General features: G+C 36.2%; 10 protein-coding genes. 5 read left to right on the top strand and 5 right to left on the bottom strand.

Annotation, left to right across the window (positions count from 1 at the left end):
* Window positions 1-25: 25 nt before the first annotated feature.
* From I2F23_RS03900 to I2F23_RS03915, 4 genes are all read right to left on the bottom strand, one after another.
* Window positions 26-1,324 (bottom strand): FAD-dependent oxidoreductase, encoded by a 1,299-nt coding sequence (locus tag I2F23_RS03900; protein ID WP_195771257.1) that lies wholly within the window; start codon window positions 1,322-1,324, stop codon window positions 26-28.
* Window positions 1,325-1,827: 503 nt separating this feature from the next.
* Window positions 1,828-3,837: a TonB-dependent copper receptor gene (locus I2F23_RS03905; RefSeq protein ID WP_195771258.1), complete on the bottom strand. Its 2,010-nt coding sequence runs from the start codon at window positions 3,835-3,837 to the stop codon at window positions 1,828-1,830.
* A 73-nt stretch (window positions 3,838-3,910) separates the two neighbouring features.
* Window positions 3,911-4,327 carry a DUF2946 family protein gene (locus tag I2F23_RS03910; protein ID WP_407647992.1) on the bottom strand — a complete coding sequence of 139 codons (417 nt, stop codon included), beginning with the start codon at window positions 4,325-4,327 and terminating at the stop codon, window positions 3,911-3,913.
* 166 nt (window positions 4,328-4,493) lie between these two features.
* Window positions 4,494-6,611 (bottom strand): TonB-dependent siderophore receptor, encoded by a 2,118-nt coding sequence (locus I2F23_RS03915; protein ID WP_195771260.1) that lies wholly within the window; start codon window positions 6,609-6,611, stop codon window positions 4,494-4,496.
* A gap of 625 nt (window positions 6,612-7,236) precedes the next feature.
* Here I2F23_RS03915 and pstS point away from each other — a divergent pair.
* The 5 genes from pstS (at window position 7,237) to zupT (ending at window position 12,051) form a co-directional block, all read left to right on the top strand.
* Window positions 7,237-8,268, top strand: a complete 1,032-nt coding sequence (gene pstS, locus I2F23_RS03920; protein ID WP_195771261.1) for a phosphate ABC transporter substrate-binding protein PstS — start codon at window positions 7,237-7,239, stop codon at window positions 8,266-8,268.
* Between the two features lie 77 nt (window positions 8,269-8,345).
* On the top strand, window positions 8,346-9,296 hold the full coding sequence (pstC, locus tag I2F23_RS03925; RefSeq protein ID WP_195771265.1) for a phosphate ABC transporter permease subunit PstC: 951 nt from the start codon (window positions 8,346-8,348) through the stop codon (window positions 9,294-9,296).
* Window positions 9,297-9,298: 2 nt separating this feature from the next.
* Window positions 9,299-10,141: a phosphate ABC transporter permease PstA gene (gene pstA, locus I2F23_RS03930; RefSeq protein ID WP_195771262.1), complete on the top strand. Its 843-nt coding sequence runs from the start codon at window positions 9,299-9,301 to the stop codon at window positions 10,139-10,141.
* Between the two features lie 82 nt (window positions 10,142-10,223).
* Window positions 10,224-11,003 carry a phosphate ABC transporter ATP-binding protein PstB gene (pstB, locus tag I2F23_RS03935; protein ID WP_195771266.1) on the top strand — a complete coding sequence of 260 codons (780 nt, stop codon included), beginning with the start codon at window positions 10,224-10,226 and terminating at the stop codon, window positions 11,001-11,003.
* Window positions 11,004-11,256: 253 nt separating this feature from the next.
* The gene (gene zupT / locus I2F23_RS03940; protein WP_195771263.1) at window positions 11,257-12,051 is read left to right on the top strand and encodes a zinc transporter ZupT; all 795 of its coding nucleotides are present in this window, start codon (window positions 11,257-11,259) and stop codon (window positions 12,049-12,051) included.
* Window positions 12,052-12,073: 22 nt separating this feature from the next.
* Here zupT and I2F23_RS03945 read toward each other — a convergent pair whose 3' ends face one another.
* Entirely contained in the window at window positions 12,074-13,450 is a 1,377-nt protein-coding gene (locus I2F23_RS03945) for a sensor histidine kinase (RefSeq protein ID WP_228285380.1), read from the bottom strand.
* Window positions 13,451-13,485: the final 35 nt, after the last annotated feature.

Consider the following 13,485-nt stretch of genomic DNA (forward strand, 5'->3'; position numbering starts at 1 on the left):
TCATGCACCAGTCGCTATATTTAGTCTAGTAACCCAATTCAGGTGCAATTTCAACCTTTGGTTTAAGACCAACAAAAGGTAAAGGCGCACCTAAATTTTTTGCAATCTGCATTGCTGATGTCACCGCAGATTCTAAAATTGGTAAACCATCACAAGACCATGAACCACAGAAATAGACTTTACGATCCACTGCTTTCTGACGGCGTTGCAACTCATTATTTAACTCTACAGTTTGCCAATTCACCACAGCACGACTGAGTTTAACAGTAGAAACAATTTTCTTTGGATCAATCGGAGTCACAGGACGCCATGTTTGGAAAACAGCCTCTTTACCCACCAAAGTCGGTTCAACTGCATTCATCCATACAGTAAACTGTTGCTTGGTGAACTTGCGATCCATCATATAACTTAAAACAGACCAATCTTTACGACGTGGAGGCATCACACTTGAATCTGTATGAATGACCAAGTCACCTTCTTCAAATTTAAATTGCTTTAATAACTCAATATCTTCAGCAAATTGCGTTTTATCTAAGAAGTCTTCAAGTTTATTTGTCGGTGTTGCAACAATTGTACGATCGAATAATTGGTGAAAACCTGCTTCATTTTCAACGTAAACTTTCTCGCCTTGAATTTCAACTTTGGTAACTGCTGAACCACTTTGAATATCTACACCTTCAATGAGTTTGTTTACAAATGCAGGCGTACCCCCTTGTAAACGAAGTAGCTGGTCGCCATTGGTCAACTGCTGTAAAAATACCAGTAATGGTTTTGCTGGCCATTCGCCAATCGTTTCAGGATTACAAGTACAAATTGTATAGAGTACAGGCATGACTGCACCATGCCAAAATACCTCTTCGATTTCATTTTTATTAATGAACTCAGTTAAGGTAATATCTTGATGCTTAGACTTAAAAAAGCGATAAATGGCACTTTTTAATTGAAGCATGCCTTTCACTAAACGCACACCGTATTGCTGTAATCCCTTACGATTATTAATAATTGGGAAGTTTCCAATCGGTGCACGCGATGTTGTTAGCCATGTTTCTGTCTTTTCTTCAAACAACCAACTACAAGACATATAGGTACGTACAGGAAAAGTATCAATACCCAAATGAGTTGCAAGGCTTAGCGTATTTTTCCATAAATATGGATTCATCACACGCAAAGGTGCATCAATCATGCCCCCATCAAACTCAATGGTATGACTGTCCATGCCGCGACCAGGAAGTGCTTCAAACACGGTTATATTGTGTCCGGCATCTTTTAGAATTCGTGCAGCAGCAAGTCCTGCCATGCCACTACCAATGACTGCAATATCCAATTTCTTATCCATTTTGAAAAAAGTTTTTTTTATTATGCGTGATAATGACATGAAAAACTTTATTAAAAACTACCATTCTTGGCTGTTATGTATGGTTTTATTAACTTCCAAATGGCTAAGAATCTATAGCACTGCAAATAAAAGATAATCCATAGACCATTCAAATGAAGAAAAAGGCTTCTGTTCTTTTATATTTATTTTTAAATACAAACCCATCTAGTCGAAAAAAACCGACCCTTTTTCAGGTCGGGAATGGAAAAAACGTATGAATTATATGAATTTATTTTTAAACTGCACTAACTATTTGATTGAATAATTGTAACTTATTGAGTAATTGTAACTTATTGAGTAATTTCTATAAAATGTATCTTTTTTAAACAGCATTTCAGCACTTTCCATAAAAATTAAAAGACCGTCTCTTCAAACAAACATCAGAAACGGTCTTCAAACGCTAAACCTTTTAAAAGATTGAGTGAGCGTTTACAGTCATGATAAATAAATACCTAAAACTTCATTTGCAATCTTAACCAATAATTTCGACCAATATTGTTTATTTGCTCTGTTCCAATATTGCCCGCACTTGCGGCGCCTAATTTATTAAGATGCTCAGAGTAGCTTCGGTTAAGTACATTATCTATACCTAATGCCAAATTGAGATCTGTTGTCATTTGATACGTACCATTCAGGGAAAGAATACCAAAACCTCTACTCTCACCTAAATCATAACCCACAACATTTCCTTCATTTTTACTATAGCGATGTTGTGGAGCAACCAATCGCCATAAGGCACCTAGACTGTACTTATCAGTAACATAATTAAGGTTTATACGTGCTTCAAACGGCGCTATTTGTGGTAATGCTCGATCATTGGTTGTGTTTTCTCCCCAAGCATACATACCACTTACATCAAATTGCAGATGATCAGTAACCGCATAGCCTAACCCCAATTCTCCACCCGCAATTTGTGCATCGACATTGTTAACACTCCGATTGGGTGCATAACGCATTAAAATAAAATCATTCACCTGTCCAACATAGGCAGAAGCCCAGTGTGATAAGGCGCCATGTTTATATTGATACCCTACATCAATCTGTGTTGTCTTTTCTGTTTTCACACCATTAAAAACATCTTTTGAACCAGTTGTATCTAACATCATTGGAGAGAATATTTCCCAATAATCTGGCATGCGCTGTACATGACCTATACCAATATAAGTCTTTGCATTGAGTTCAGGATACTCACTCTCTAAACGTAAAAAACCACTTGGCAGAACAGCGTTTCGCGTTTGATTAAATATTTTAGTTCTAGTACGGAAGTCTTGAACTTGTACGGCATCAAATCTAATACCAGATACAAGCTTTTGGTGAGCTGTAATGTCGTATGTTGCTTCGGAGAATGCACCATAGGACTCAAAAGTCATATTTTTTTGTCTCGGTAAGCTTGTGTACTTCAACCCACCACGGCTTGTATGTGTATTATGCTGACTGTCAACGCCAGTAACTATGCTTAAACGATCCGTCCAAATAGTGGTCAACTCCAAACGACTATTTAATGTTTCACGTGCAACATTCGATAGCATTTTCATTCCTGTAATAGGACGCATACGATAGTTATCCATGACATGATCATTAAAGTTGTAGTTCACTTGTGTATCAATTTTTTGAATAAAACGATTAATATTCTTTTTCTGAACACGTAAACCTAAACTTTCTCTACCGAACTTCGTCCCATCCATACCACGGCCTGCATATGCCACTTCACCATCGGTACGGCCTGCAGTTGCTTCTATCCACGTATTATCATTAGGTGTCCAACCTGCTGCTAAATCAGTATTCCACTTCTCCCAATTTGAATGTACTGATTTTCCATTACCATCTTTATAATTATTTGAAATCGACCTATTTGCATTTACCCTTAAATATTTTGTGCTGTCTCCAATTGCTAGATCTAAATTATGATCCCATCGACCAAAAGAACCCACCACTGTACTTACCTGACCTTCCATATTTTTACCTTCGGATAAATGTACAGGGCCACGTTCAAACATAACCGTTGCTGCTGATCCGGGATTGGCAAAACGAACTGTTTGAGGGCCTTTGACGACAATAATTTTGTCAAAGCTTTCTGGTGAAATATACGAAGTAGGTGAATCCATACGACCACCACATGCTCCTAGATTTTCAGAACCGTTGATGAGCATTTTTATTCTCGAACCAAACATTCCTCTAAATGTCACATCACTATTTGCCATACCTGAACTTTTAACTGCATTAAAACCCATAATGCTTTGTAAATAAGAGGCACCATCTATTGCAGGAATAGGTTGCACAGGCTGCTTAGGATCTTTTATGACGACCAAACCATGAGATTCGTTGCCTTGTTGTGCTGTGAGTACGATGGGAACTAAATGATAAGGTGTGTCCGATGCTGTTTCTGCCAAAGTGTAATTAGAATAAAGCGCAAAAGAGATCGCTACAGTCAATCGCTGTATAAAAAATTTTGAATTCAACATATCTATCTCAAATTTTAGATAAAACAGTGCTATAGGTATTAAAAACACCTATTAAAGTTAAGTTTTCTAGAATTTAAGCAATAGATGGTGGCGCTCGCCCTTGAGGGATTAAAAATAGTCGCTGTAATACAAAATAGATATGCTGAAACGCTTGAGCAAAGGCCAATAACCGAATATTCAGACGTTCGAAGACCTCATCAATACCTAAATCTATAAATGGAATAATATGATTATATACTGTACAAAATGGACATTGATGAGCAGCATCATGGTGCATTGTTTGAGGATGTTCAGACATCTGCATCGATTTCATATCATGCATATGATGATGTTCTTCACTCGGGCTATTTGAAGCCAGAGCGGTTGTGATTTGCTCACACACTAATGCAACCTGATATTGCTGAGGCAAAAAAGGCTGTAAAAAAACGGCAAGTTGTAAGATGATTGCACCTAATGAAAGGGCTAAACCAGACTTAAACAAGAACATCACTTAAGCAAAATAATTACGAAAATAATAGCATATTTTAGAATATATAATTTAGAAAAATTGGTATTTTTTATTATTTTTCGAATAGTTACTGATTTTAAAAAATTTTATTTATCAGCAAATAAAGAGGAATACGTATTTTAAATACGTACTCCCCCATACCCATCACTTAGAACTGATAATTCATTGTTAAAAATACTTCACGAGGGTTACCTGGCGTCACCCAAAGATCTTTTAAGCTAGAGCTATAATAAGTCGTATTGAATGCATTATTTAATGTCATTTGGAAACGCAATTTATCGTTTACTTGATAATAACTATTTAGATTAACTAGGGTATATGCAGGTAACTCAAAACCATCATCTGCGACATTCCCAGAACGGGCAGAAACATACTGAATATTGCCCCCTAAACCAACTTTCTGTGAACCAGACTGCCACACATCATACATCGCAAGTAAATTTGCTGTGTGCTTAGGTGTATTCAATAAACGTGCACCTTGTCGAATACCCTGAGATACATCTCCTTTCATTACTGAAGCATCAATGTATGTATATGCAAGTTTAAGATTCAATGCATCAGTCGGTTGAGCTGTTAAATCAAATTCAATACCTCGACTACGCTCCTCTCCCGTCGTAATCATATAAGTACTGTTATTCGTATCAGTTCTTGCTACATTTTCTTTTTCCACGTGGAACACCGACATACTCGATGTTAAGCGATCTTCTAATAATTTCGTTTTAAAGCCGACCTCATACGTCCATGCTTTTTCAGGATCTAAAGGCTGATTCTGAATATTTAAACCTGAATTTAAGTGAAAAGATTGTCCCGCCCCTGCAAAAATAGAAAACTGATCGTTAATAAGATAATTTGTCGCAAACTTAGGACTAAAATGATTAAAATTTCTAGAGCCTGAAATATTTTGTGATGACTCACGATATGATTGTTTGTAAAGGTCAAATCGTCCCCCTAGCGTTACAGACCATTGATCTGTAAATTCCATCATATCACTTACTGAAAGCCCCACATTGGTTTGTTTTTCTACTGGGCTAAACGCTGGTTTAACTGCTGGTGAAGCATGTCCATAAATAGGGTTATAAATATTGACAATATCTAATGAGTTTGTACCTTTTACACGATATCTCTGTAAGTTATTTACAATGTCTAAATAACTTGCTGTCGTTCCAATAACTACTTGGTTTGGAATCCCCCAAACATTAAATCTACCTAATAGATCATGGTTAAATAAATAGCTTGTGGTTTTATAATCACGATAACGGCGCTCTCGGTTTAAATCTCCTTGACTATTTAACAATTGATATGCTTCTGAGGAGAATCCTTTCCAGTCATTCTCTTTATAATTCAATGCCATTTGACTGGTCCATTGATCATTCCAAACTTGCTTGATACGTACCTGCTGTAAATAGTCTTTCATGTTCATCAGACCATCTGATTTTTCACCTAAAAAGCGACTATTTGGAATAACACCCAATTGTTTGTTTTTAGCAAGTACACCACGATCAAATAGACTGCGTGTCACAGAATATTCACTATCATAATCAATTTGTGTTTGATCAGAAGGCTGCCAAGTTAACTGTGGTGCGACAAATAATCGATTATTTTTTATATCATCACGGAAGCTATGGTTGTTTTCATAAGACACTCCCAAACGATATGCAATTGTATCTGTAAGTGCATTTGTACTGTCTATTGCCGCACGATACTGGTCATACGAGCCACCTCTGAGTTCAAGATGATGCTCTGGTTCAAACTTAGGTTTTTTAGTAATAATATTTAATGTACCACCTGGATCTCCTGCACCATACATTGCAGCAGCAGGCCCTTTAAGAAATTCGACCTGCTCAATATTTACCATATCTTTTGCAGCACTAAGCCCTAGATTTGAAAGAATACCGTTTCGTAGACTAGATGCACCAATGGTTTGATCTGTATTAAAACCACGAATTGAATAATTGTCCCATAATCCACCCATTGGATTTAATGCAGAGACACCACTGACTACAGATAAAGTATCACTAATGCGTTGAGCATTAATATCCTTTAAAACATTTTGACTTACTACATCAACCTTTTGAGAAGACTTCATAGGGTCTACATCAAACTTCGTTGCTACAGATGACTTTTTCCCTAAATAAGGAAGTGTAGTGTCTTTTGATGAAACTTTTATGGTAGAGAGCGTTTCAACTGCATTTTGCTCTTGTGCATTAGAAATTGTACTGACAAATAAAAGAGATAAAGGAACAACCCCAAGAGAAAAAATCTTCATGCGACAACAACACTCAAACAAACCGTTATGTTATAACATTATTACATAATAGTTATTCTTGATTTATATTTTCTAAATATAATTAAGTCATAATCTATACTATTCACTATCTAGCTTATGCTTTTTTGCAAAAAAATAAATATGAATGATATAAAACATGACAAATTCATCTTTTTTTAATAAAAGTGAAATCCTCATTAAATCTAAATTTGTTAATGTTAAATATTTCTATAAATTTATGCACAGAATATTTGTATAATTTTCACTCATAATTATGATAACTATCTGTAACCTACAATACTATATTAATATATTTTATGAATAAATAGACAAGTAAGTATTTTTTTCAGTCCAAACTATTATTCATTTATACCTTATAAATAAACAAGATAAACTCATTATAAAAATGAATCAAATCAATATTAAATAGAACTTAATTTATTCATATTTTTTTACGATTTATAATTATATAAGATATTGTTTTTAAAAGACTATTTAGTAATAAAACTAAAATATTTCCGTCATATGAGTGTCATAAATGTCTCTTAATTTATAGTCAGTTTCGTCTAATACGCATCTATATTTTTAGCAAATATAGGTTATCAAAACTTGGGGAATCTCATCCATGGCATATCGCACAACAAAACTATTTAAGTCATCATTAATGGCTCTAGTGGCACCTTTAGCACTTTCAATTTCTGTTGCGCATGCTGCTGAAATCACAGGTGCAGGATCAACTTTTGTTTATCCAGTACTTTCAAAATGGTCTGCGGCCTACAATACAAAAACAGGCAATAAAGTAAATTACCAGTCTATTGGTTCAGGTGGTGGGATCGCACAAATTAAAGCGGGTACAGTCACATTTGGTGCTTCAGATATGCCTCTGACTCCTCAAGAATTAAACACTGCTGGTCTAAAACAGTTCCCTGTAATTGTTGGCGGTGTTGTACCTGTCGTAAATATTGAAGGTGTTGCACCTGGTGCTTTACAACTTACAGGTCCTGTATTGGCAGATATTTTCTTAGGAAAAATTACCAAATGGGATGATCCTGCCATTCAAAAACTTAATCCAAAATTAAAACTGCCGAACCAACGTGTTTCTGTTGTTCATCGCTCTGATGGTTCAGGTACAACATTTAACTGGGCTAACTACCTTTCAAAAGTAAGTCCAACATGGAAAACAAAAGCTGGTGAAGGTACATCTATTTCTTGGCCAACAGGTGTAGGCGGCAAAGGGAATGAAGGTGTCGCTGCATACGTTAAACAAATTAAAGGCTCTATTGGCTATGTAGAACTTGCATATGCCTTACAAAACAAAATGAGTTATACCGCTTTACAAAATAAAGCAGGTAAATTTGTTCAACCAAGCACCAATACGTTCCAAGCAGCAGCAGCAGGTACAAACTGGAATCAAAACCCAGATTTCTACAATATTATTACCAATGCACCAGGTGAAAACTCTTGGCCAATTACAGCAACAACATTTGTAATTATGCATAAAGTACCAAAATCTGTGAATGAAAGCCGTGAAGCATTGAACTTTTTCAAATGGTCTTTAGAGAATGGACAAGCAGATGCAAAAGCACTTGATTATATTCCTTTACCAAACAACTTAGTGAAGGAAATCGAGGGCTATTGGTCGAAGAACATCAAGTAATTCATGCAAGTTATCTCCCTAAATCCAGCAAATTGATTTGTTGGATTTATTTCTTTTAAAAATGAAGCTCTTCGATGATGAAACAAAATAGTAATACAGATCTAAAAGATCAACGCAACGATAAACTTTTTCACTATACCGTCAAAAGCTGTGCTCTTTTTGTTCTTCTGATTATGCTTGCTGCTTCTTTCTCAATGATTTGGGGAGGTAAAGAAGCATTTCAAACATTTGGCACCTCATTTGTATGGAACAGCGCATGGGATCCTGTAAGTAAGCAATTTGGCGCTCTTGTCCCTATTTACGGTACATTGGTCACATCGTGTATCGCAATGATTATTGCTGTTCCGGTCAGCTTTGGTATTGCAATTTTTATCACTAATCTTGCACCGAATTGGTTAAAAACACCCATATCAACTGCAATCGAATTATTAGCTGGAATCCCATCCATTATTTACGGTATGTGGGGTCTATTTGTATTTGTACCGTTCATGGCAGACCACGTTTATCCATGGGTAGATGAACATATGGGCGCTTTACCTTTGATTGGTCAACTTTTCCAAGGCCCACCTATTGGTCTAGGTATGCTTACTGCAGGTATTGTACTGAGTATTATGATTATTCCTTTTGTATCTTCTATTATGCGAGAGGTTTTTTCTACTGTGCCAACACCACTCATTGAATCTGCCTATGCAGTTGGGAACACCACATGGGAAGTCATTTGGGATATCGTTTTACCTTATACTCGATCTTCTGTACTTGGTGGTATTTTCTTGGGCTTAGGTCGTGCACTTGGTGAAACCATGGCCGTTACCTTTGTCCTTGGAAATGCACATCAACTCAGTATTTCTTTACTCCAGCCTGGAAACTCAATCTCTGCAACCATTGCCAATGAATTTACTGAGGCAGATTCAAGTCTCTACTTATCTTCATTACTGGCATTAGGATTTATCCTATTTGTTGTTACATTCATTGTACTTGCTTTAGCAAGATTCATGTTAGGCCGTTTGGCTCGTCGTGAGGGAGCATAATTATGTCAAATATGCTTTGGAAAACTCGACAAATTAAAAATATTCTTGCAAAAGTTTTCTCACTCATCACTGCAATTATCGGACTCTTTTGGCTTGTGTGGATTCTATGGACCACTCTCATCAATGGCTTACCTGCACTTAATTTAAATTTAATCACCGCCATGACACCACCACCAGGTGAATCGGGTGGTCTGCTTAATGCAATTGTCGGTAGCATTATTATGAGTGCTATTGCCATTTTTGTGGGAACACCCGTTGGTATTGCTGCTGGAACATACTTATCTGAATATGCACGAGATACAAAACTTGGTTTTTGTATTCGATTCATTAACGATATTTTGCTCTCTGCACCTTCTATAGTAATTGGACTCTTTGTGTATGAGATTATGGTAAGACGCATGGGACACTTCTCTGCCCTTGCAGGCTCAGTTTCTCTCGCATTCTTGGTTTTACCTGTTGTCGTACGTACCACAGATGAAATGCTACAGCTTGTACCAAATACCATGAGAGAAGCCGCACAAGCACTCGGTATCCCTCGCTGGAAAATCGTAAATCAAGTGCTATATAGAGCAGCTATGTCAGGCATTATCACAGGGGTATTGCTCGCACTGGCACGAATTTTAGGTGAAACAGCACCGCTTTTATTTACTGCACTTAACAATCAATATTGGTCGACAGACATTATGCAACCAATGGCAAATGTACCTGTTGTTATTTTCCAATATGCAATGAGCCCTTATGATGACTGGCACGCACTGGCTTGGGCAGGTGCATTGGTTATGATGCTCTTTGTTCTTATTTTAGGCATCATTTCACGTTCACTCTTAGTGAAAAAGGAGAAATAAGATGGATATTAAAGAAGCCATTCTAGGCAACCCTCATCAATCTACCTCTACGCCTCATCATTCAGATATCACACTCGATTTTATGAATAAAACAGCACCTAAACCAGAAAAAGCAAAGTTAGATGTTCGTAATCTAAGCTTTTACTATGGCGACACTCAAGCACTTAAAAATATTAATATGGTTATTCCTGAGCATCGTGTGACGGCGCTTATTGGTCCATCAGGCTGTGGGAAATCCACCCTATTGCGTATCTTTAATCGTATTTATGATATTTATCCCAAACTACGTGCAGAAGGTGAAATTATTTTCGAAGGGAAAAATATTCTTAAAGACCAAATTTCAATTAATCAGCTTCGCGCAAAAATTGGAATGGTCTTTCAAAAACCTGTCCCTTTCCCAATGACAATTTATGAAAACATTGCCTATGCAATCCGTCATTATGAAAAGCTTTCTAAATCAGACATGAATGATCGTGTAGAAAAAGCGTTACGTGACGGAGCACTTTGGGATGAAGTAAAAGACAAACTGCATAAAAGTGCTTTAGGTTTATCAGGCGGTCAGCAACAACGATTATGTATTGCACGTGCTGTTGCACTTAAACCAGAGGTTCTCTTATTAGATGAACCCACATCTGCATTAGATCCAATTTCAACAGCAAAAATTGAGCAACTCATTGAAGAGCTTAAACAACAATACTCTGTTCTTATTGTAACGCATAACATGCAACAAGCAGCCCGTATATCGGACTATACTGGTTTTATGTTTATGGGTGAATTAATTGAGCTAGATCATTCAAACAATATATTTACTAACCCACAAAAACAACAAACAGAAGACTACATCACTGGTCGCTTCGGATAAGTACAATTTTCAAGGAGAAAGTAAGAAAAATTCTTTCTCCTTTTTTATTTTCTTATTTGGTCTATCTTATAAACACAATATCCAATCATCATAAAAGTTATTTCCTCTAATAAAACTTCCCTATTCTCTTGTTTTAAACTTTTATATTTTTCTAATTCCGATTACCTTAGTGATAACCATTCAAAGTGATTTATTTTGGGCTAGATCCATCTAAGTCACTTACAATAATTATTCAGATGAGGGTAAATTTACATTGGATAGTCAGATCTTAGTGGCTTTTTTAGTCACAATTATTGCAAGCTTAGCAACCGTCATTGGAGGAGTACTGGTCTGTTTTTTTAAACAGCCTAGTCCTCGATTACTTTCTTTTGGCTTAGCATTTGCAGCAGGTGCAATGGTTTATATTTCTTTAACGGAAATCTTAAATAAATCAATTGAGTCATTCTCAAATGTCTATCCTGAAAATATAGGCTATAGTTTCGCAACGTTTGCCTTTTTGGGCGGCCTCGTCTTGGTATTAATTTTAGATAGAGTGATTCCCAATCCTCATGATGGATTAGAAGAAAAATCCTCTCAGGCATTAAATACAAAACAAATTATGCGAACAGGCTTATTAACTATGTTTGCAATTACAGCACATAACTTACCTGAAGGATTAGCTACTTTTTTTGCAACACTAGATAGCCCAACTGTAGGTGCTCCATTGGCATTGGCAATTGCTATACATAATATTCCTGAAGGTATTGCAATTGCACTCCCTGTATATATTGCAACACAAAATAAACTTTATGCAGTGGCCGCAAGCTTTGTTTCAGGCCTTGCAGAACCCATCGGTGCATTACTCGGATATATCTTTTTAGCCCCTTATTTAAATGATTTGGTCTATGGTATCGTATTCGGCATTATTGCAGGTGTGATGGTGTACTTAGCTTTAGATGAACTATTACCGACTGCAAAAAAATATGCCAAAGGTCATGAAACTGTATATGGTTTGGTTATTGGTATGTCAGCTCTAGCTATTAGTTTAGTTGCATTTAAATTTGCATAAATCAATTTTAAAACAGGTAAATCTAAATAGATTTACCTGTATGTACGACCGTGTCATTAGGCAATACATTTTTATTTTTAAACATTACTTTTGCATTCAATCCACTTAAAATCGATGAATCTGTAAAGGAGAGTTGACCATCTATGAGTTTCAATGCTGCCTCAACAATAGATAATCCTAAACCACTACCTACAACTTGATGCTGAGTACTTTCTAAGCGGACAAATCGCTCCTTTACTTTCTTTAGATTGCTCTCATCAATGCCAGGGCCTGCATCGTGAAACTCTACAGTTGTATGCGAATGATCTGCATAAACTTTTATTAAAATTTGACCATTGGTACGATTATACTTGATAGCATTATCAATTAAATTTAAAAAAATTGTTTCTAAAATAGACTGCGTTGCCCAGACAAACACTTCTTCATAATGATCGACAACAAACTGCATTTGAATATTTTTTTCTTTTGCACTCATTGATAGCTGATTTAAAGCAGTTCGTAATACATCTACTACATTCATCTGCTCTAATTCATTTACAGCCATGTCATCTTGATGCGCCAATTTCATAAGCTGATCGACCAAACGAATCATTCGCTGTAAGCTTAGTCTTAAATCCACCATATTTTCATCATATTGAGCTGTATTTTGCTTGAGCTTAGATAACAAATTTGTTTGTAAATTAATCGCCGTTAATGGCGTTCTTAACTCATGTGCAGCATTGGCAACAAATGATTTTTGCTGAATTTGTGCTTCCTCTATTCGCTTAAATAAATAATTTAACTCATTAATTGCAGGTGAGATCTCAGCAGGCAGTTGCTGAACATGAATGGGTGATAAATCAGAGGGATGTCTTACTGAAAAAATCTCTTTAAGTGTAAATAAAGGACGTAAATGTCTCTGGATTAATTTATATAAACCCAAAATACCAAAAGGTACAAAAAATAAATAAGGCAATAGCATATTAATGGCCAACTCTTTTGCAAGGTTGACACGTACATGATTCAGTTGACTAATTTGAATTTGTTTATCACCAATCGGTTTGACATAGATAATGAGTGTTCCACGTGATGTTTTCTGTCTTTTCACGTAGCTTTTATCACTGTATGGCATGAGATAACCGCCAGTCAATCCAGATTGTTGCAGATGGTCTTTGGCAACGATATCAATGAAAAAATCAACTTCTCCATAATGACGTTTTGGATTAAATGTCGATGTCCTTAACGTCGGATTATTTTGCTCTAAAAAGTAAGCCATATGCTCCATTTGGCTATTAATGACTTCTTGAGACTCTTCAAGAGCAATACGATAAGCTGCAAACCCAATGACAACCAACAGCAATATACTGAAGATGGAAATTGACCATGACATCTGAGTACTTAATGATTTTTGTTGATACATCCTACGTACTGAGCTGCATAAACGATGTATATACA

The sequence above is a fragment of the Acinetobacter pollinis genome (assembly GCF_015627175.1).
Taxonomy (GTDB): Bacteria; Pseudomonadota; Gammaproteobacteria; order Pseudomonadales; family Moraxellaceae; genus Acinetobacter; species Acinetobacter pollinis.